Genomic DNA, 19343 nt, shown 5'->3' with positions numbered 1-19343 from the left:
TTAAAAAAAGACCCGTGCCTCACGGCGCGGGTCTCTTCAATGTGGTAGTTCGTTCTCGCTATCAGTCAGTAAACGTTATAAAAAGCTCTGACTCAGCGTCTATTAAACGCACTTCACATTATCTCTGCCTCATTCCGGTATAGTTTTTAGTCTTACCAGGACCGCCCATTGAGTGTAGTTTTGCGGTTTTACTTCGAGTGAACGAAGTGGGTTGAAAAATACTGAGCAAAAGTGGTTGCCCAACTTATACAAGAGATCTTAGACGAGAATAAATTCTTGGCTGAGACTTCTTAAGATAGGACTCACAAAGCAGAAATCTTTGTTTGTATGTCCCGTATTGAGTGCGGGACGTATAGTAATTTAAATGAACAATTGGTGAGCTTCGCGCTCCTTATCTTGTGTCGCTTAGTGGCGACACTTGCGAGTCACTTCGTTTCTCGCTTGGCTTTGTTGCCGATCAAACAGTATAATACTTCTTGATCGGGGATTAGATTCGAGGAGAATATTGAGATGAATACTTATCAGGTAGAGGTGTAAAAAATTTGTTTCTTCCTGAAGTGTTCAAAGTATTGTAATCGCATCGAATCAGAATGTCAAATTTTTACTCATTGCCCAGGCGTTAATATCATTTTCTAATAATAACTCTCGAATGGAACTAGTTGCGGTCAAAACAGCTGTAGTAAAAGGAAATGGCGATATCGTAGAATTCGTCGTTAAAAGCCTCAAAGATGCTGAAAAAAGTTTTGGAAAGTATGCGCCGAGTGAAACTTTGATCGGTTCTGTGATAGTAATAAGTGCAAAAATAGTCTCTATTTTGGAAGGAAACTTGGTTAATTTGGATGATATTTCATTCAAAGACCTAGTTCAAAATGAATCAGACGAGGTAATTCGAGAGGTAAAATGTGGTCAAAGTGATGACGATAAGTGTTTTTTAACAAGAAAAAATGGGATCCTTATACCAAATGCAGGAGCTGACCGCTCAAATGTACCGAATGGATACGCTATACCATGGCCAAGGAACCCTCAAGATAGTGCGGAGAAAGTCAGACAAGCATTATTAAAAGAATTCAACATAGAGAGTCTCGGAATCATCATTGCAGATTCGCGAATCACTCCGGGGCGCAAAGGAACTACCGGCCTCGCCCTCGCATGGAGTGGGTTTATCGGGGTCAGAGATGAGCGAGGGACAGAGGATCTATTTGGAGTTCCGCTGCAGATGACGGAGCTCGCCGTCGCTGACAACCTAACTACCGCCGCCATGTGTATCATGGGCGAATCTGCGGAATGCACACCTATAGTGATCATAAAAGAAGCCCCCGTTACATTCACAGACGCATCCTCCAATCCAAACGAAGCCGTAATCAACAGCGATAAAGATCTGTTTGCTATTTAAATTTTCTCACCTACCCATTGCTTGGAAACCGGATCATATCCAAAATCTCGCCCCAAGACCGGCGTGGCTTCTTGCCCCAATACGGTATCTTCTCTAATCGCACCAGCCTGCAACTTTCGTAAACGCTCTATTTCATTTTTTGAAGCAGCACCATAAGCTTCCGGACTATCCCAAGAAAGCCCCTTTGTACGAAGTTTACACCTAGCCTTACTTGCATCATGCCTAGCTTTATTTGCTTGAGTAGCTGCGTCTAGGGCGATGACCGGCTGACTCAGTTCACTTCTTGGAATTAATGATATAGGCCTTGAACCGATACCAAGACCACTCAGGGCGTCCCTTACCTGGGTAGCAAGGATTAACCCAACATACATAAGTCCAATAAACTCTTTAGACAAAGGCCCTTCAAAAGCCCCACATTCAAACTCCCCCTCTTCAAAATCATCAAACTTTGCTCTTCTCGTCATTTTAATATATTAATCAGGCTTCAATTCAAACATTTTATTCGTTTTTTGTCAACAGGTCTGGCGTTGTAAGATTACCTCTTTCGCCAGCGCCAAAAATATTTGGCGGAACTGATTAAGTGCAGCCAGAATGTTTTTTTCATAAACTGACCAAAAAAACCTCCTCCAGATAAACGTTTGTGATAGTGAAGGATTGAAACATCCGAATAATAAACAACTTCCTTGCCAGCCGCCCAAGTTCTTTGACAAAGATCAAAGTCCTCCATAAATAAGAAGTATCTTTCATCAAATCCATGTAATTTATCCCATAAAAAATCTCTACGTGCGAGCATCATAGCTCCGGTAATTAGATCAACAGGCTGAGTTTTATTATGATCAAAATCCTCCATCAGATAATGTTTTAGACGTTTTTTCCATGGATTTATATTGCGCAGAGGTGTTCTTTTGATAATCAAATCGCTGAATCTCATAAATCTCCTACATGAATCCTGAATATCACCATTTGAATACACAAGTTTCGGGCCAAGAAGACCCACTTCAGAGTGTTTCGCCAAATAATCGACCATCTGTTGTAATGAATTTGGTAAGACCGTTGTGTCCGGATTGTGTAACAAAATATATTCTCCGTTTGATTTCTTGATCCCGAGGTTGTTACCAGCTCCAAAACCAATGTTTTTTGGGGATTCTATAAGAATAATCCTATTCTCTTTGGCTGCATCTCTTAGGAAACCTATGCTTTCATCGGCCGGATCTGAATTGTTATCGACAAAAATCACCTCAAATTCAAAATCTGTTTTCGACTTTTCAAGCGCCTCAAGCGCAAGCCGTGGAAAATACTTATGATTATAATTCACAATTATAACCGATAGCTTCATATTTTTCTTCAACATACTGTAGCTTTAAATTACCTTTAAGTGGATTTTACCACAAAAAAATATGATTGGAAGTGCGCATATTTGCAGATTTTAATCTCGTAAAAGCCCTGAAACGTCAGTTTTGTTCTTTTTCTTATGGATAGAAGTTTTACCGTAAATGAATTCATTTGCCTCTATGCTTTCTGAAATAGTTAAGCCACTGCCGACCATAACGTTTTTACCAATTGAGATCCCCGGCATGAGACATGTCTGAACGCCAACTCGAACATGATCGCCGGTGATCAATCCCAGTTTGTTTTGACCGCTCATCTCACCTTGCCAACTTATATCTCCTTCGTCGAGTCGGAGGTTTGCCGTGATAGCGCCCGCTCCAAATGAAACATTTGATCCGATAATACTGTCCCCAATATAATTTGAATGAGTCCAAACGTCATCGCTGAGATGAGACCTAGCCACCTCTGTAGAAAAACCAATCACACACCGCTGCCCCGCGAAAGACTCTCTAAACAATGCATTGTTTCCAACGACGCATCCCTCTTCTAAATATGCCGGCCCTTGAATTACCGCATTTTCAAAAACTTTCACACCTGCTTCTATAATCACATCTCCTTTTATGGTAGCTTTGTCGGAAATCTCCGCACTCATATGCACCAAGGCCTCACCAACAACTTTATAATTACCATCACCATCTATTTCTTCAGCCCTTCTTTTGAAGAAATGCTTATCGAGCTCAGTAATATGCCATGGGAATTTAAGTGGCTGCCAAAAACCCTCGTAAGGCACCATTTGGAAATTTCCTCCAGCTTTAATCATGTTATCAAGTGCCACTTCATATTTATCATCTTTCAAAGACTTAACCTCGCATAGAGCTTTGTACAAAACATCATAATTCGAATGTAAATGCACAACTATATTCACATAATCACTAGGCTGCTTGCCAGCTCCCGGCTTTTCAACAATCCCTTCTACTCTATTTGCATGACCAAACTTCATATATCCTCCAGGGAAATATTCTTCCACTTTGTAACCGAGCAATGCCCCGGATAGTGCTAAGCCTTGTTCATCTACAAATCCATTAGCCACTTCAAGCACAGATTCATAAGCTTCTAAATCCACAACATCATTGCAAGAAACTATCAAACAAGGCTCATCCTCAAAATATTCTTTACAAGCGACGACTCCCCCTGCCATACCATCCGCCACCTTCTTTTGCTCAACTACTTCCATAGAGAAACCACTATCTTTGAAATATTCTTTAAATTCCCCTACAAACTCCTTCAATTTACCCAAATTACCTTCGTTTCCAACGATCACGAAATCATCCATCCCAAGCTCAATCAAATTGGCAAGTTGCCATTCGATCAAGTATTTCCCACAGAATGTAACAAAATTCTTATCTTCAATCGGGGATACCCTCTTTGACTGCCCTGCGGCTAGTAGGATTACTTTCATAGGAAATATTTTTAAATTGTTGGCTACGCCGCTTTACTCGCAAGGCAAGCTTCGCGCCTCGCGTACTCTATCACAATTAAAATCCGAAAAAAAGCTTGCATTTCTTATATCTTCAACTAGAATCTAAGCGTTCCGATTCGTCGGGACACATGGTGGTAGGGGCCGGTGTTCGAGTTTACTCGCAACATCGGCTTTTTAGTTGTGCTGAATTTATGTAACATGCCTCATGGCAAACTTAAATCAAAAAGGAGAGATGCCAGAGTGGCCGATCGGGCACGCTTGGAAAGCGTGTGTACCGCAAGGTACCGCGGGTTCGAATCCCGCTCTCTCCGCCAATTTAAGATTGTAGTATTAAACCGAGTATTGGTAGAATCACGACAATTAATACAAATATGAATCAATTAGTTATGACTACTCAAAATCAAACTATTACAAAAATAGCAATATTCCAGAAAAAAGAAGCGAAAGCTAAAATCTGAAAATATATGAAGCTGACTTTTGATGAAAACTTAATAGCGAACTATAACAATGCTTCTCAAAAAATTAGAGTTTTGAGTGAGGATTGGGTTTTACGAGAAATCTACTGTCCTAATTGCGGGGAGTCTCTTTTTGAATATCAGAACAACAAGCCGGTTGCCGATTTTTATTGTCGAAAATGTACGGAAGATTTTGAACTCAAATCAAAACAAGTGAAGTTTGGAAAAAAAGTCTCTGCCGGTGCTTACTCAAAAATGATAGAGCGGATTAACTCTGCGGAAAAACCAAATTTCTTTTTCATGAACTATCTTTTGGAGTTTTTAAGTGTTAATGATTTCTTTGTTGTTCCGAAGCACTTTTTTGTTTCCGAAATTATCGAAAAACGAAAGCCTTTAGCAGAAAATGCAAGACGAGCTGGTTGGATTGGCTCAAATATTCTATTTTCCAAAATACCAAAAGCGGGACAAATTTTTTATATCGAAAACGGGGAGGAACTTGCCAAAAAAGATGTTTTGGAAAAATGGCAGAAAACGGTATTTTTGGAAAAAGTTAAGAAAGCTGACGCTAAGGGTTGGATTTTAGATATTATGAATTGTATTGATTCACTTAATCAAAAAAATTTTACCTTACAAGACGTATATGCTTTTGAGCAAGATTTGTCCGTTATCCATCCTGAAAACAAAAATATTAAGCCAAAAATAAGACAGCAGTTACAGTTCTTGAGAGACAAAGGTTATCTTGAATTTGTGGGAGACGGGAAATATCGCTTGACATAGAAACAGATTCGATCAAGGCTTTAATTATGAGAAAAGAAACAAAAAAGTATCCAAAACATGCATGTCAACATTGTGGAGCTGAGCGTAAATACGTCGAGACAATTATCGACGATGAGTTTTTTTGGAGCGAAAAGGAAAACACATATCAGCCAAATGCTTTTACGGAGATGTTTGAGCACACTGGCAACGATCGCTGTGCCGAATGTGAAAAAGAGTGGACGGGCACATAATAGAAAATCTTATATTATGGAAATAACAATAACACCCTTTTGGGCAAAAATAATATTAATTCTTAAGATTTCTCCAAGAATACATATTATGTGTAGAGGCTATAGTGAAGATTATGATAATTTTACTGAATTGGGTCTAGAAGACATCGATTTAGATTTCTATGACAGAGAAACATATCCACAATTTCAAATATGGTACTTCTGAGTCGTCCCTTGTCTCCTATGCAGCCAGATTTGCATCAATGTAAAATAATTGCATTAGAGAGAACGAAAAAGTCTCTTGAATTTGAGGTTGATAATAAAGCGAAACAAAGAATTGTGAAATGTGATGCAAGGGATATGAGTTTTATTGAAGACAATGAAATTGATTTTGTTTTAACTCATCCTCCGTATGCAGACATAATAAAATACAGTGAGGGTAAAATTAAAGAAGATTTGTCGGGAATACACGATATAGACGCTTTTGTTGACGAAATAGAGAAAGTTGCAAAGGAATTATTTAGGGTATTAAAGAAAGGAAAATATTGTGCAATTCTGATGGGAGATACACGCAGAAACAAAATGTATCAACCTCTGGCATTTAAAGTAATGGAGAAGTTTTTTACATACGCTCCGGGATTGAAATGTTTTGTCAAATTACCGGAATTCCGGTAATTTGACATTTAATGGGAACTCCGGTAAACTCATAATATGAAAATACACATTCCAAATGCGGCATGGCTGAATAGTATAGATCCATTTTTACAAGGATTCGAGCCAAGCAACCCCAATAAACTTGAAATCACATTTCACAAAAAATGGATGTCTATTCATCCAATGGTTTTATCTATGATTGCTTCTCTCGGGATGAAAATCGATCCGAAAAATATAAAATGTGAAAAACTTGAAGCAAAATCAAAGCATTATTTGGAACGAATGGGATTGTTCAGTTTTCTAGGGATAGATTCCGGAATTCAAATAACAGAACATGAAGCATCCGGGAGATTTGTGCCGTTAACTCAAATAAAAACTCCCGAAGAGCTTACCGAATTCATCACGGAAGTTACACCATTACTTCATTTGGAGCCATTACATGCCGAACCTTTGCGTTATTTGCTAAGCGAATTGATAAGAAATGTTCTCGAACATTCGCTGTCAAAGGAAGGTGCAATCGTATCTGCGCAATATTATTCCAAAAGCAATACTATTCGAATCGGTATTGTAGATACCGGAGTCGGTATATGGCAAACGATTAATCAATCACATAATCCTAAAAATGATTTGGATGCAATCGGATTAGCTCTAACACCGGGAATCACAGGCACCACAACAAGAGAGGGCGGCACGGAGTACAATGCCGGTGCCGGACTGTTTTTCATCAAATCCATTGCGACTGTAAATCAAGATTTTTTTGTTATTTATAGCGGAAAAGCGATGTATAAACTCTTAAAAAGAAAAGGGAAAAGAATAGCCTTACACGCAGATCCTTTCAATGACAGGCACAGTAAAAGAAATGATTTGCCATGTTGGCAAGGTACGGCGGTGGGTATAGATTTGTCCTTAGATACAACTCAAGAATTTTCCCTACTCTTAAAATTGATTAATCAAACTTATAATGAAGCCATCAGGGAAAGAAAAAAAGCTAAATATAAAAAACCGCAATTCATATGATAAAAATAAAAATTTTTGAAAAAGCCGGCCAGTTTGCTGAAAATAAAGATATTGCAAGAGATATAAGATTAAAAAATCTGGTTCCATCTTTAGAAAAAGGGCAAAATATAGTTTTAGACTTTAAAAAGGTTGAAGGTGCGACTCAATCATTCATCCATGCCCTTATAAGTGATCTGATCCGGAACTACGGCAACGAAGTGTTAGACAGAATTCAATTTAAATCGTGCAATAATACCATTCAAGGAATAATTATGATAGTGGTGGATTATATGCAAGAAAGCCACGGTTGAGTCTTGATTTGTCGAAACAAGGTTTGTTTTGAGCATTTTGATTGCGGTTAAAATTGAAATCCACTAGAATTTCATAAAATTTAAACAATCAAATTGGAAAATGAAATCGTCAAATCACTATGTGATAAATTTGGTGTTTCAATGCCGAATGTTCCGATTTGGCAAATTTTCCGCCACCTCGGCGCTTTCTGGCATCATTTTGGAATACATACAAGGAAGTGTGACCGCACCGGACGCACTATAATTTCGGTCTTTGATGAAACATGCCCATATCCTGTTTGGCATAAAGATGAATGGGTGAAGCATGCGGAGCCGCCGGAGGCGGCATATGATCCTGAGCGACCTTTTTTTGAGCAGCTATTTGAACTTTTTAAACAATGCCCCATCCCTCACAACATCGGTTCTAATAACGAAAACTGTGAATATACTGATGATTTGTGGTACAGCCGAAACTGCTACCTTTGCCATTCCGGCGTAAAAAATGAGGATGCACATTATTGCTATAGAGTCCTCACTCTCAAAGATTCCGAATTTTGTGTGTTTTCTTTTACATCTGAACTCTGCACCGACCTCATAAATTCTACTGATTGTTTCAATGTAAACTTCGCACTTAACTCACGCCAATGTCGAGATAGTGCGTTTTTATTTGATTGCAGAAATATCACTGACTCACTTTTTTGCTGGAATTTACGAAACAAAAAATACTGTATTTTTAATAAACAATACACGGAAGAAGAATACAAAAAAGAGCGTGCGAAATATGATTTCGGATCAAGAAAAATTTATGATGAAGGCAAACAAACTTTCTATGAAATCCTAAATACAAAAGTTAATTTCAAAAATGTAGATTTGGAACAATGTGAAAATTGTACCGGTGACTATTTGCAAAAATGCAAAAACTGCTTCAACTGTTACATGATGACAGAAGCAGAAGACTGCGCTCATTCTTTTCGAGCTGGCTGGATCAAGGATAACTTACTAACAATGTCGAGCTACAACGCAGAGCTCGTTTATATGAGTTCAATGGCACAAGACAAATGTTACGACATAAGATTTTGCTGGAATCTCATGACATGCAAATACATGGAATACAGTGCAAACTGCCTAAACTGCGAATACTGCTTCGGATGCTCCGGCCTCGTAAATATGAAATACTGTATTTTTAATAAAAAATATTCTTCTGAAGAATGGAAAACCAAAGTGGCGGAAATTAAAACGGATTTAATCGCTCGCAATCAATATGGAGAGTTCTTCCCTGCATATTTCGCAGCCTCTCCTTATGATGAGAGCATATCCGGATTTCACTGGCCGCTCACTCTATCTGAGCAAGCTTCGCTGCACTTCCGCGTCAAACAAGACAAATCCGATAAACATCCTGAGTATTTACCTGTATCAGATATTCCTGATAATTCACATGATGCGGATGAAACAATCTGCCAAAAAACATTTTGGGATAGCATTGCCAACCGACCATTTAAAATCACTCAATTTGATCTGAAATTTTGCAAAGCAAGAAACTTACCTTTGCCGAATTGTTTTTATGTTCGTCGAATCAAAGAAAATTTCTCACTCACATTTTGCAATGGAACCCTACGTGAAACTGTATGCTCCAAAACCGGCGAAAAAATAATGACCGGACTTCCACAAAGCCTAGACGGCAGAATCCTATCGCATGAAGCGTACTTGGATGAAGTAGTTTAGAAGCTACTTCATAAATTCCACCTTGAAATGGTACGTATATTTTTGGTATAATTAGTACGTACTAATCTTTATTATGAATTCAAAACTGACTCTAAAACTAGACACGCACACAATAGAGAGTGCAAAAACATATGCTGCGAAAAAGGGTGAAAGTTTATCAAAACTTGTAGAGAATTATTTCAAAGCTCTAGCCGGTCATGAGCCTACGGATAGTTCTATGGAGCTTACACCTATAGTTAAATCGATTTCCGGCATAATAAAAGTAGAAGATTACGAAATGGCAAAAGACTCTTACGCTGACTATTTACTTAATAAGTATGGATGATTCATTCTGTTTATGTAGATACCGATGTTATATTTGACGTTCTTACAAAAAGAGAGCCTTATTATAATGGATCCGCAAAATTATTTTCACTTATCGAAAATGGAAAACTCACCGCCTACGTTTCACCATTGTCTTTTGCAAATATGCATTACATATTGAGGAAAATCTCTTCATCCGCAAAATCCAAATCCACCTTGAAGAAAATATTTTCGCTTGTCAAAATATCACCTTTTACCGAAGATGTTTTGGCAAAAGCATTGGACTGCGACTTCAAAGATTTTGAAGATGCCATACAAAATTTCAGCGCAATAAATTGTAAAGCCAAATGTATAATCACACGTAATTTGCGCGACTTCACAAAATCCGCATTACCGAGCTTTTCACCGGAAGAATTCTTGATTAGCCAACTATAGATTACGCCCAGATTTTCAAAAACACTCCTATATAATGTACAATCACATATAGGAAAATGATATACCCGAGAACCCCCGCCACGAGAAGCACAACTATGTTGTTTATGATTTCATTTCTGTGTCTTTTTGCTTGGTCGATAGTGCAGATACCTTTATTTTTTCGTAGATACCAAATATATGCAATAGCTAAAAGTACAAGACCAAGCGCACGGAAATACCATTTATAATCTCCGTAAAGTGTGTCGGCTAGAGTCGAGGCGAAGGTCACTGAGCCGAGACCGAAAACCACAACTATGACCGGACTCAAGCAACAAAGTGATGCAAATAGCACTGGAAGACCTGAGATTTTCAAAAGTTCTTTGAGTTTCATGATTGTGAATTACTGATAATTTTTCTTAAAGCGTTTGTCAATTTTTCATTCTGTTCTGGAGTGCCGACCGTTATTCGCACGCAATGTGCAAGCTTACTATCCTTACCTGCAAGAGTATCGCCTCCTCCGAAGTAGCGGAGGACTATTTTGTATTCGTTGACGAGGCGGTCAAAAATCTCTCGAGAATTTTTAGGAAATTTTACGAGAAGAAAATTTGTTTGTGATGGATAAACATGTAAAGCTTTTTTGGCCTGTCCGTCAGCATCGGAAATTTGCAATGAATTCAGACTTTCCGCCAAATCCGCCCTGTACTCTTTTATCAATTCACACATCCTCTCCATTTCACCCTTCTTCCCTACCGCGGCAACCCCCAAAGCTTGTGACATTGCGCTCATGTGATATGGAATTCGTACCTTTATAATCGTATTTATCAAATCCTTGTTTCCAACTACCCCCCCTATTCGACCACCTGCCATGCTCCATTTTTTCGAAAAACTTCGCGACACAAATACATGAGAAAGTTTTGGTGCAAGTTTTATAAATGAACTTACATCCGAGTTGTCCATAAATCCGTTATAAGCTTCATCTATTACAAGGAGCGCACCCATCTCTCCAGTTTTTTCAATAAGCCATTCTATAGCCTCTCTAGACTGGGGGTTACCAGATGGGTTGTTCGGAGTATCAAGAAAAACTACTCTAGATTTTTTAAGGATTTTTTCCATTTCTTTCTTACCATCCTCAGTCATTATAAGATTAAAATTCTCATCAGTTGGAAGGGACGTATATTTTCTGTCATGCATTTCAGTAAAAGATCGAAACATTCCAAACCCTATATCGAGTCCTGCGATACAGTCCCCAGGATCAGAAAAAGCAATAATAATTTCAGGAATACTTGCATCAGAACCATTGAAAATAGCCATTTCATCAATGTCAACGCCGTAGTATGGAGCAAGTACTTTGCGAAGTGCAGTTGAGTCCGTATCCGGATATGCGCTCACATCAATTTTTGAAGTACCATCTGAATTAAGCAGATCTTTTGAATCGACAAGCGCACCAAAACAATTTTCATTCGCATCCAAAAAAAGATAATCACCTTGATATAAATCTCTCGCGGATTGATAAGGTTTCAGCGCCTGTATGTGATGCGGTATATATGGCATATTCATTTCTTAAATAAGAATCTCATCCGTATGAAGTTGGTACGATATTGCGTACGAAAAGTGTGCACGGAGAGGTATTACGTACGAAATATTGTACAAAATCTGTGCGTACGCACACACTGAAGGTTAGTGATTTTGAAAAATTTTGCAAGATAATCAGCTCACAAGTTGCATGATTGCCTCAACATTACCTTCAGCGGCTTTGAGTGACATTGCGATGCGTTCGCCGAAGCTCATTGATTCGCCATATAGATATCCTGAATATGGTGTAACTGCGGTACCCGGAGATCCCGGAATTCGCATAGAAACATCAAATATCACTAACTCTTCTTTTCCGTCTGAGCTCGAAACAGCACCCTGCAATGCAAACGGCCCCGTGATCGGTCGACCAAGTTCTTTTGCAGTAGTTACAACGAACTGTTCCCCAAGCTCACATGCCTTCTGTACGAGCGATTCTTTGATAGTGCAAGCGACGTGTCCAGTCTCAATCATAGTTGGTTTGTATCCTGATTTTATCAAATTGGTCTGAACCACTGCGTTAAGTCGGAGAAATCCATCAAGACTGGTCTGCCTCCTCATGTCTGTACCCATCAATTCAACCTGTCGCATAAATGGACAATAAAAATAATTAAAATTCACCTGAGCCCCAATAATAAATTCTTCAATTACTGATTTATCCAAATCTTCCTGTGTGATTATTCCTCGCGCGATCATTTTTTCACTAACATCAAAATATTCTTCAGTTGTAGTTACTACAAAAAACGCTCTCTCATATCCACGAATCGCCTCGTTTACCTTCACAATAAGCGGCCCTCCCTTATCAGCTACGAAGTGCTTATCGAGCTTCTCTTCAAGCAATCTCCTTCCATGTATATCACCACCCTTGCGAAGCAACATAGGGATTCTAATCCCTGCTTTTTGCAAAAGTTCGTACTGATTATTCGGCACGTCACGCTCTTCAAGTCTTACATATTCTCTATTTCCAAAGATAGGCACTATGAAGTTTTTTTCAACTTCTTTGAAATCACAATAAACCCAGAAATATCTATTGTGCACAAATATGGCATTCATAGCACGGAGTTTTTCTTGTACTTCGGGCTTCACCACATCTGCAAAACTATCCACTTCTATAACTTCGTCAACGCACCCAATCGGCTGATTAAAAAGCCCCTGACGATATTTGTAAAATTTGCTATAAGTTTTTTCACGTCCTTTTTGACAGACTGCAACCGTCCTAAATCCGTATTTCTTAGCTCCACGACAAACGTCAAGAGCACTATGGCCACCGAGTACCGCAATTGTAATTTGTGATAAATCATAACCTTCGAGTACTTTTTGGATTTTTTGTAATATCTCTGACATCTGAAATTATTGAAAAATGTGTTTGTATTGAACCGTAAAAGCCAAAAAAGTACAAGTTTAAATCTACTCCCCCCAAATTCTCTCCAAGTATGCATCCCTGCCTGAGCCCCCTCTATAGTACTTATAACGAACCGGATTTTTGATGTGATAATCTTGGTGGTATTCCTCAGCAAGATAAAATTCTTTTGCTGGAAGGATTGGAGTTACTATTGAAGCCTCGTATCGACCTGAAGCAGCGAGCTCTTCTTTTGATTTTTCGGCGAGTAATTTCTCATCATCATTTCCATAAAAAATCGCACTGGTATAAGAATGCCCTCTGTCTACAAACTGCCCACCATCATCCGTAGGATTTATTTGCCTCCAAAATACATTTAACAAATCATTGTATGTAATTTTTGTTGGGTCATATACCACCTCTACCGCCTCCAAATGATCTCCATGATCTTTGTATGTTGGATCTATCATATCTCCACCCGTATAACCCGACAGAGCTTGCGCCACCCCATCCAAATCATCAAAAGCCGACTCCACGCACCAGAAGCATCCCCCTGCAAATATTGCTTTTCTGAGCCCTTGTTCTTCTAAAGTTCCAAGATCGACTTTTAGTTCTTTCGGATCTTGCGGCTTGTTACGATTTATCGAACATGCACCAATACCCATAATAATTAGGATAAGAAATAATGTTAAAACTTTTTTCATAAATATATATTATTTATGATGATTTTAGCATGTACATGGTAAGATTGTCACGCTATGAAATCTACAAAAAAAATCCTTTTCGCACTCCTTTTAATTGGTATAAGTATATTCCTAATCTTTTTGATTATGACTTCAACCTCACACGATGACCCAATTGCAAATAGCCTTATTCCCGACCCAATGGAAAATGGTGATGCACTTATTTTTGTACCGGAAGGGGAGACTCTCGAAGAGGGAGTGGCAGAAAGTACTAAGAATTAGATTGCTTTATCCTAAGACTTTATCAATCTGCCCGGCTTCGATTGCTTGTTTGATGTCGAGTGCAACTCTGCGGCCGGTTGACATTGGTACGTCGTAGCGAAGCCATGTATATGGCGAGCCGTTTGTGTATGGATTGGTTCCTGCGACTATACGTGCAGAGATTTCAAATACAAAGAATTTTAAATTCGGATCAAGTATCATTTCAAGGCAAAAAGGACCAAACAAACCTTCTCCTGCAATTTTCTTTGACTCTGCAACTACATTATCTCCCATTTCAAAAATTTCCGGAAGTAATGATTCGCGAAGTACGATTGGAATATTCCCTGTGATCGTATATGAAGTTTCGACCCCTACTTCAAGCTGATCTTTTGCGGAAATCCTACCAATAGAATCGGCATTTGATTCGTATCTTTTATCAAAACCCATAACTTCGAGCTCACCCGTTAAACGAGAATAAAAGAAATGTGCATAGATCGGAACTCCAACTATGTACTGCTGAATAACATATCCCCTCGCAACATCCGGATGATCTTTTATACGTCTGTAAAATTCTTCAGGTGTGTTCGCAAGAAAATATCCGTGCCCACCACCGGCACCATGAAATTTGATGATCACAGGACCATCTATATCTTCCGGATTTTTGTAAATTTTTGGCAAATTGAGTTTTGCGTTGAGCAACCATTTCCTCTCCATTTCTCTGTCTGATTCCCATTCAAGAATTTCTTTAGTTCCATAATAATTCATCTTTACTTCTTTGACGCGGTCATGCCCCAAATATGCAATAAAAGAACCATGCGGAATCAAGATTCCATTTTCCTCACTAAACCTTTTATCTACTTTGAAAAATTCCTCATAACTTTCAATTTCGATAATTTCATCTGCAACACCATAACTTTCATATGGACGACTTCGTCCTTTTGGACAAATTGCCACAGTATGAAACCCCTCATCTTTTGCACCTTTGAGAATCTGCAGTGCAGTATGCGAAGCCAGAGTTACGATCTTGTAGTCTTTGATGTCTTGTGAGGATGCCATAAATAAATTGTAAATTTTGGCTATTGTAAGTCATTCAACGAAATAACTCAAGGCTAATTGGCCATCTGAAATATATTTGCACTAAAATCAGACATGTGTTTTTGTTAAAGTGCTCTTAGAATCTTAATCCTTTCTTCTATCGGTGGGTGCGTTGAAAACATGTTTGCAATTACCCCTTTTTTGAGAGGGTTTGAGATAAATAAGTGAGCCGTTGCCTTGTTGGCAGTTTTGAGCTGGTGAGTGTCTCCGCCGATTTTTTCGAGTGCACTTGCGAGAGCTTCGGCATCTTGAATCATAATCGCACCCGTGTGGTCAGCGAGAAATTCACGCTTGCGTGAGATAGTCATCTGGATAAGCATTGCGATAAGTGGAGATAAAATTGCGAAACCTATAGCGATAATTATAATTATTCCGCCTGCCTTACCACCACTTTTGCCGCGGCTTCCGCCGCGATTCCCATAAAAAGTTGCCCTCATAAAAAGATCTGCCATCATAGTAAGCGCACCCGCCAAAATTATCACGAGAGTTTGCATACGAATATCGTAATTTCCAATGTGTGACATTTCATGCGCAAGTACTCCCCTGAGTTCACGTTTTGTGAGAGTTGCAAGTAGTCCGGTTGTAACTGCTATCGCTGAATGCTTTGGGTCACGCCCTGTTGCAAATGCATTTAGAGCTTCTGACTCCATGACATAAACTTCCGGAGTCATAAGGCCCGCGGTGATTGCAAGATTATCAACTGCAGAATAAAGTTCATTGTAATTTCGCTTATCCGCCTTTTTGGCACCGCTAACCGCGAGGGCGATACTGCTCCCCTTGAAATAAGCTATCAATCCATAAATTACTGTAAAAATCCCCGCCGCCATAAGTCCGGTCATTCCATCCCCATAATACTCACCCCATGCAAAACCGGCCCCCATCACAATGGCAGCAAACACGCCAAGCAATAAACTTGATTTGAATTTATTTGCCGCTACATGTTCATATAGACTTTTGTACTTTGCCATAATTACATTTCAATTTTAATATTTTCACGAGCAGACTCATCCGCTTCAAAAAACTCTTTTTTCTTAAATCCAAACATTCCTGCAATCATATTGCTTGGGAAAGTTTCAACTTTGATATTAAGACTCTTAACAGCTGAATTGAACATTCTTCTGGAACCTTGAATCGCATCTTCTACGATCGCATATTCTTCTTGAAGTTTTAAGAAATTTGTATTTGCCTTCAAATCCGGGTAGTTCTCTGCAACTGCAAAAAGTGATTTAAGTGCACCTGAAAGAGCATTTTCCGCCCCAGCTTTATTCGCAACCCCTTGCGCATTCATAGCGTTACTCCTCGCCTCAGTTACCTTTATAAGAATTTCTTTTTCATGCGCCGCATAGCCCTTCACAATCTCAACCAAATTTGGAATCATGTCATAACGTCTTTTGAGCTGAACATCCATACCGGAATAAGCCTCCTCTGTATGCAAACGTGCACGCACCAATCCGTTGTATGATCCGATAATAAAAAGTATTAACAGACCAACGATCACTAAAAGTATTATTAATGGGGTCATATTGTTTTGATTAGAAATTAATTTTAAATATTTTTTTACCTAAAATGCCTAGTGATTATCTCAGAAAATTGTCGCTAAGTAAAATTATAAAGTAAGGCTTTAAAATAAAAATACTGAGCCTGCAAGAATAACAAGATAGAGCGCAAACACATGCAGTGAGTGGTTTTTGAGGAATTTCATTAGGAATGTGACTGAAAAGTAGCCGGCGAGGAGCGAGGCGACGAAGCCGGTGATCGCTACTGAAATTTCAGGAAAATAAAGTCCATCTGAGATTACATCTTTTGCCGTTAGTAGTCCTGCTCCAAAAATCGCAATCGATCCAAGTAAAAATGAGAATCGAGCCGCCTCTGTGCGACTAAGCCCGACCATAAGTCCTGCAGAAATAGTTGAACCAGATCTAGAAACTCCAGGTATCAAAGCGACTGATTGAAGTAGTCCAATGAAAATAATCTTTGGCCAAGTAAGTTTTAAAGTGTGCCCGGGCACACTTTCGGCTACATTTTGAGGCTTATTTAAGCCATTTCTTTTTCCAAAGTATTCCGCGATTACAAATAAAACCGCACAACCGATCATCGCAAATGCTACTTTTTCTGAAGATCTAAAATAACCATCGAGTACATCTTGCATAGTAAATCCAGCAATCACTGCTGGAATCGTTGCGAGTATAAGAAATCCTGTCATACGAAAATCTCCTCTGAAAATTTGTTTAAAAATATCCAGGATATCCTTCCTAAAATAAATCAAAATCGCAAGCAGCGTCCCAATATGAACAACCACATCAAATGATCTAAGTTCTGTCACTTGCAGCCCAAACCAAGACTCAAAAATCACCAAATGTCCTGACGATGAAATCGGCAGAAATTCTGTGATTCCTTGGATAATTCCGAGTATAAAGGATTGAAGAATCGTCATATTAAATTTTATTAATGCCTAAAATTTCGTACTCCTGAAAAGACCATAGAAAGGCCGAGCTCATCACAACGAGCTATAACTTCGTCATCGCGGATAGAGCCTCCTGGCTGAATGATCGCTGTCACTCCGGCCTCGGCCGCCGCTTCAACAGCATCTGAAAAAGGGAAGAAGGCATCTGATGCCATAACTGATCCCTTCACCCTATCACCACCTTTGCGGCCGGCAATAATTGCTGAATCAACTCTAGACATCTGGCCAACTCCCATACCGGTTGCGACGTAACATGAGCCTTCTTTTTTGGCGTAGACAACTGCGTTTGATTTTGCGTGTTTTGCGAGTATGCGAGCAAAAAGAAGAGTTTCCAACTCTTCATCTGTTGGAGCTTTTTTGGTAACCACTTTTAATTCTTCTTTTAGAACCGGCTTAGTGTCGGCATTCTGCACAAGTATTCCTCCGGCAACTTTTTTGATATCACGCCTCTTGTAATCAATTCCAAACTTCCCTGAAAGTTCTAACACTCTTAGATTTTTCTTTTCTTTTAGCATCTCTAGCGCTTCCGACGTAAAGCTCGGAGCAGCTATAATTTCTATAAACATTTTTTCTCTCTGCGTGTATTCAACTATCTCTTTTGTACATTCTCTGTTGATTGCAATCACGCATCCGAATGCTGACATTGGATCAACTTGATGCCCTTTTTCAAATGCCTCAATTAACGTATCAGCAGTGGCCGATCCGCATGGGTTATTATGTTTCACAAATATTGCGGCCGGGTTCTCAAACTCTTTTACCATCTCAATTGCAAAATCCGCATCAACTATATTGTTGTATGAAAGCTCTTTTCCACTTAAAATTTTTGCATTTGTAATATTCGCATCTTTGTTATTTGGATTGCGGAAAAACGCAGCATTTTGGTGTGGATTTTCTCCATATCGCAAACTCATAACTTTTTCATAATGAAGATCAAGCATCTCCGGTGAGTCCCCATTTCCTTTCATCGCACGATTAAAATAATACGTAATATCCATGTCGTATTCACATGTCTTTGCAAAAACTTTCTCCGCCAGTTCTTTTCTAAATTCCGGCGTTGTGTCTCCGGCCTCTTCTATTTGTTCAATAACTTTTGCATAATCCGCCGTATCCATTACGACTGTAACTGATTTAAAATTCTTTGCAGCGGACCTGAGCATACTCGGCCCTCCAATATCAATTTGCTCTATAACTTCCTCCTCTGTCTTACCTTTGGTTTGTGCCGTCGCTTTGAACGGATAAAGATTTACAACCACTAAGTCTATCATACCTATGTCATTCTTTTGAGCTTCGGCCATGTGCCCCTCATTGTCACGCACAGCAAGCAAGCCTCCGTGAACTTTTGGATGAAGGGTCTTTACACGTCCGTCCATCATCTCAGGAAATCCTGTATAATCACTAACATCTGTAACATCAATACCGGCTTCTTTCAAAGCCTTGGCCGTACCTCCTGTAGATAAAATTTCTATGTTTTTACTTTGCAGCCTAGTTGTGAATTCAACTATTCCTTCTTTGTCTGAGACACTGATGAGAGCTCTTTTGATCATGTTTTTGGTCGTATATTAGAGGGATTTAGACCAGAGAGGAGTTTAAGGGAACTAAAGTTCTAATTCAAGTAGATTTGCAATTTCCTCTACAGTTGGATCAACAGATTTTTCCACCGAGAAAATTTTGATATTGGGAATAGGTGATACAATAAATGATTTTTACGAAAAGAAACCAGGGATAAGAATCGAAAATGGCTTATTCGCGCCCTTAAACGACCCTAAATCTGTGCACGTGCACAGATTTTGTACGTTATCTTGTACAAAAACTCTTCCCGGAAGGAGGGATTGTACAATAATCCGTACAATTTGGTTTTTATGCCTTGCTAAAAAAAACACTCCCAGACACATTTCTCTCATAAAATAGTC

22 protein-coding genes and 1 tRNA gene are annotated in these 19343 nt (G+C 39.1%); 11 read left to right on the top strand and 12 right to left on the bottom strand.

Annotated features, from left to right (window positions below):
• Window positions 1–649: 649 nt before the first annotated feature.
• Window positions 650–1393, top strand: coding sequence for a coenzyme F420-0:L-glutamate ligase (locus tag Q8P68_01130; GenBank protein ID MDP4007774.1), 744 nt, complete (start codon window positions 650–652; stop codon window positions 1391–1393).
• Here Q8P68_01130 and Q8P68_01125 read toward each other — a convergent pair.
• The 3 genes from Q8P68_01125 to Q8P68_01115 all read right to left on the bottom strand — a co-directional run bounded on the left by Q8P68_01125 (window position 1390) and on the right by Q8P68_01115 (window position 4181).
• Window positions 1390–1857 carry a hypothetical protein gene (locus tag Q8P68_01125; protein ID MDP4007773.1) on the bottom strand — a complete coding sequence of 156 codons (468 nt, stop codon included), beginning with the start codon at window positions 1855–1857 and terminating at the stop codon, window positions 1390–1392. The two genes, Q8P68_01130 and Q8P68_01125, sit on opposite strands and share 4 nt — an antisense overlap.
• A 71-nt stretch (window positions 1858–1928) precedes the next feature.
• On the bottom strand, window positions 1929–2744 hold the full coding sequence (locus Q8P68_01120; GenBank protein MDP4007772.1) for a glycosyltransferase family 2 protein: 816 nt from the start codon (window positions 2742–2744) through the stop codon (window positions 1929–1931).
• Between the two features lie 75 nt (window positions 2745–2819).
• Window positions 2820–4181: a sugar phosphate nucleotidyltransferase gene (locus Q8P68_01115; GenBank protein ID MDP4007771.1), complete on the bottom strand. Its 1362-nt coding sequence runs from the start codon at window positions 4179–4181 to the stop codon at window positions 2820–2822.
• A gap of 247 nt (window positions 4182–4428) precedes the next feature.
• On the opposite strand from Q8P68_01115, the gene Q8P68_01110 reads away from it, so the two are divergent.
• From Q8P68_01110 to Q8P68_01070, 9 genes are all read left to right on the top strand, one after another.
• Window positions 4429–4516: transfer RNA gene (locus Q8P68_01110), tRNA-Ser, on the top strand.
• Window positions 4517–4666: 150 nt separating this feature from the next.
• The gene (locus Q8P68_01105; GenBank protein MDP4007770.1) at window positions 4667–5434 is read left to right on the top strand and encodes a DpnI domain-containing protein; all 768 of its coding nucleotides are present in this window, start codon (window positions 4667–4669) and stop codon (window positions 5432–5434) included.
• 26 nt (window positions 5435–5460) lie between these two features.
• Entirely contained in the window at window positions 5461–5664 is a 204-nt protein-coding gene (locus Q8P68_01100; protein ID MDP4007769.1) for a hypothetical protein, read from the top strand.
• A 222-nt stretch (window positions 5665–5886) separates the two neighbouring features.
• The gene (locus Q8P68_01095) at window positions 5887–6318 is read left to right on the top strand and encodes a DNA methyltransferase (protein MDP4007768.1); all 432 of its coding nucleotides are present in this window, start codon (window positions 5887–5889) and stop codon (window positions 6316–6318) included.
• A 36-nt stretch (window positions 6319–6354) separates the two neighbouring features.
• Window positions 6355–7314: an ATP-binding protein gene (locus Q8P68_01090; protein ID MDP4007767.1), complete on the top strand. Its 960-nt coding sequence runs from the start codon at window positions 6355–6357 to the stop codon at window positions 7312–7314.
• Window positions 7311–7604 carry an STAS-like domain-containing protein gene (locus Q8P68_01085; protein MDP4007766.1) on the top strand — a complete coding sequence of 98 codons (294 nt, stop codon included), beginning with the start codon at window positions 7311–7313 and terminating at the stop codon, window positions 7602–7604. Before Q8P68_01090 ends, Q8P68_01085 begins: the two co-directional genes overlap by 4 nt.
• A gap of 93 nt (window positions 7605–7697) precedes the next feature.
• Window positions 7698–9305, top strand: a complete 1608-nt coding sequence (locus Q8P68_01080) for a hypothetical protein (GenBank protein MDP4007765.1) — start codon at window positions 7698–7700, stop codon at window positions 9303–9305.
• Between the two features lie 73 nt (window positions 9306–9378).
• A complete protein-coding gene (locus Q8P68_01075) occupies window positions 9379–9630 on the top strand; it encodes a DUF6364 family protein (GenBank protein ID MDP4007764.1) in 252 nt (83 codons plus the stop codon).
• Window positions 9627–10043 (top strand): PIN domain-containing protein, encoded by a 417-nt coding sequence (locus Q8P68_01070; GenBank protein MDP4007763.1) that lies wholly within the window; start codon window positions 9627–9629, stop codon window positions 10041–10043. The genes Q8P68_01075 and Q8P68_01070 overlap by 4 nt, the downstream gene beginning before the upstream one ends.
• A 1-nt stretch (window position 10044) precedes the next feature.
• Here Q8P68_01070 and Q8P68_01065 read toward each other — a convergent pair whose 3' ends face one another.
• The 4 genes from Q8P68_01065 to msrA form a co-directional block, all read right to left on the bottom strand.
• Window positions 10045–10413: a hypothetical protein gene (locus Q8P68_01065; GenBank protein MDP4007762.1), complete on the bottom strand. Its 369-nt coding sequence runs from the start codon at window positions 10411–10413 to the stop codon at window positions 10045–10047.
• A complete protein-coding gene (locus Q8P68_01060; GenBank protein ID MDP4007761.1) occupies window positions 10410–11573 on the bottom strand; it encodes an aminotransferase class I/II-fold pyridoxal phosphate-dependent enzyme in 1164 nt (387 codons plus the stop codon). Before Q8P68_01060 ends, Q8P68_01065 begins: the two co-directional genes overlap by 4 nt.
• A gap of 156 nt (window positions 11574–11729) precedes the next feature.
• Window positions 11730–12935: a DUF1297 domain-containing protein gene (locus Q8P68_01055; GenBank protein MDP4007760.1), complete on the bottom strand. Its 1206-nt coding sequence runs from the start codon at window positions 12933–12935 to the stop codon at window positions 11730–11732.
• 63 nt (window positions 12936–12998) lie between these two features.
• On the bottom strand, window positions 12999–13634 hold the full coding sequence (gene msrA, locus Q8P68_01050; protein MDP4007759.1) for a peptide-methionine (S)-S-oxide reductase MsrA: 636 nt from the start codon (window positions 13632–13634) through the stop codon (window positions 12999–13001).
• Between the two features lie 126 nt (window positions 13635–13760).
• Between msrA and Q8P68_01045 the strand changes: the two genes are divergently transcribed.
• A complete protein-coding gene (locus tag Q8P68_01045) occupies window positions 13761–13895 on the top strand; it encodes a hypothetical protein (GenBank protein MDP4007758.1) in 135 nt (44 codons plus the stop codon).
• A gap of 6 nt (window positions 13896–13901) precedes the next feature.
• Here Q8P68_01045 and Q8P68_01040 read toward each other — a convergent pair whose 3' ends face one another.
• From Q8P68_01040 to purH, 5 genes are all read right to left on the bottom strand, one after another.
• Window positions 13902–14930 carry a formate--phosphoribosylaminoimidazolecarboxamide ligase gene (locus tag Q8P68_01040; protein MDP4007757.1) on the bottom strand — a complete coding sequence of 343 codons (1029 nt, stop codon included), beginning with the start codon at window positions 14928–14930 and terminating at the stop codon, window positions 13902–13904.
• A gap of 104 nt (window positions 14931–15034) precedes the next feature.
• The gene (locus tag Q8P68_01035) at window positions 15035–15937 is read right to left on the bottom strand and encodes a M48 family metallopeptidase (GenBank protein ID MDP4007756.1); all 903 of its coding nucleotides are present in this window, start codon (window positions 15935–15937) and stop codon (window positions 15035–15037) included.
• A 2-nt stretch (window positions 15938–15939) separates the two neighbouring features.
• A complete protein-coding gene (locus tag Q8P68_01030; GenBank protein ID MDP4007755.1) occupies window positions 15940–16491 on the bottom strand; it encodes a LemA family protein in 552 nt (183 codons plus the stop codon).
• Window positions 16492–16590: 99 nt separating this feature from the next.
• Window positions 16591–17403: an undecaprenyl-diphosphate phosphatase gene (locus Q8P68_01025; GenBank protein ID MDP4007754.1), complete on the bottom strand. Its 813-nt coding sequence runs from the start codon at window positions 17401–17403 to the stop codon at window positions 16591–16593.
• An 11-nt stretch (window positions 17404–17414) separates the two neighbouring features.
• The gene (purH, locus tag Q8P68_01020; GenBank protein ID MDP4007753.1) at window positions 17415–18977 is read right to left on the bottom strand and encodes a bifunctional phosphoribosylaminoimidazolecarboxamide formyltransferase/IMP cyclohydrolase; all 1563 of its coding nucleotides are present in this window, start codon (window positions 18975–18977) and stop codon (window positions 17415–17417) included.
• Window positions 18978–19343 lie beyond the last annotated feature (366 nt).

It is taken from the genome of Candidatus Peregrinibacteria bacterium (assembly GCA_030700255.1).
Taxonomy (GTDB): domain Bacteria; phylum Patescibacteriota; class Gracilibacteria; order UBA1369; family JABINC01; genus JABINC01.
Note: the sequence above shows the minus strand (reverse complement) of the source record. Positions and strands in the feature narration are given on the sequence as shown.

Excerpts from the sequence above, each read along its gene's own strand:
- Q8P68_01105 (MDP4007770.1), top strand. The coding sequence starts at position 4,667 with ATGAAGCTGACTTTTGATGAAAACTTAATAGCGAACTATAACAATGCT.
- Q8P68_01065 (MDP4007762.1), bottom strand. The coding sequence starts at position 10,413 with ATGAAACTCAAAGAACTTTTGAAAATCTCAGGTCTTCCAGTGCTATTT.
- Q8P68_01085 (MDP4007766.1), top strand. The coding sequence starts at position 7,311 with ATGATAAAAATAAAAATTTTTGAAAAAGCCGGCCAGTTTGCTGAAAAT.
- Q8P68_01030 (MDP4007755.1), bottom strand. The coding sequence starts at position 16,491 with ATGACCCCATTAATAATACTTTTAGTGATCGTTGGTCTGTTAATACTT.
- msrA (MDP4007759.1), bottom strand. The coding sequence starts at position 13,634 with ATGAAAAAAGTTTTAACATTATTTCTTATCCTAATTATTATGGGTATT.
- Q8P68_01025 (MDP4007754.1), bottom strand. The coding sequence starts at position 17,403 with ATGACGATTCTTCAATCCTTTATACTCGGAATTATCCAAGGAATCACA.
- Q8P68_01115 (MDP4007771.1), bottom strand. The coding sequence starts at position 4,181 with ATGAAAGTAATCCTACTAGCCGCAGGGCAGTCAAAGAGGGTATCCCCG.
- Q8P68_01090 (MDP4007767.1), top strand. The coding sequence starts at position 6,355 with ATGAAAATACACATTCCAAATGCGGCATGGCTGAATAGTATAGATCCA.
- Q8P68_01130 (MDP4007774.1), top strand. The coding sequence starts at position 650 with ATGGAACTAGTTGCGGTCAAAACAGCTGTAGTAAAAGGAAATGGCGAT.
- Q8P68_01035 (MDP4007756.1), bottom strand. The coding sequence starts at position 15,937 with ATGGCAAAGTACAAAAGTCTATATGAACATGTAGCGGCAAATAAATTC.
- Q8P68_01045 (MDP4007758.1), top strand. The coding sequence starts at position 13,761 with ATGACTTCAACCTCACACGATGACCCAATTGCAAATAGCCTTATTCCC.
- purH (MDP4007753.1), bottom strand. The coding sequence starts at position 18,977 with ATGATCAAAAGAGCTCTCATCAGTGTCTCAGACAAAGAAGGAATAGTT.
- Q8P68_01055 (MDP4007760.1), bottom strand. The coding sequence starts at position 12,935 with ATGTCAGAGATATTACAAAAAATCCAAAAAGTACTCGAAGGTTATGAT.
- Q8P68_01040 (MDP4007757.1), bottom strand. The coding sequence starts at position 14,930 with ATGGCATCCTCACAAGACATCAAAGACTACAAGATCGTAACTCTGGCT.
- Q8P68_01125 (MDP4007773.1), bottom strand. The coding sequence starts at position 1,857 with ATGACGAGAAGAGCAAAGTTTGATGATTTTGAAGAGGGGGAGTTTGAA.
- Q8P68_01060 (MDP4007761.1), bottom strand. The coding sequence starts at position 11,573 with ATGCCATATATACCGCATCACATACAGGCGCTGAAACCTTATCAATCC.
- Q8P68_01120 (MDP4007772.1), bottom strand. The coding sequence starts at position 2,744 with ATGTTGAAGAAAAATATGAAGCTATCGGTTATAATTGTGAATTATAAT.
- Q8P68_01075 (MDP4007764.1), top strand. The coding sequence starts at position 9,379 with ATGAATTCAAAACTGACTCTAAAACTAGACACGCACACAATAGAGAGT.
- Q8P68_01070 (MDP4007763.1), top strand. The coding sequence starts at position 9,627 with ATGATTCATTCTGTTTATGTAGATACCGATGTTATATTTGACGTTCTT.
- Q8P68_01095 (MDP4007768.1), top strand. The coding sequence starts at position 5,887 with ATGCAGCCAGATTTGCATCAATGTAAAATAATTGCATTAGAGAGAACG.
- Q8P68_01100 (MDP4007769.1), top strand. The coding sequence starts at position 5,461 with ATGAGAAAAGAAACAAAAAAGTATCCAAAACATGCATGTCAACATTGT.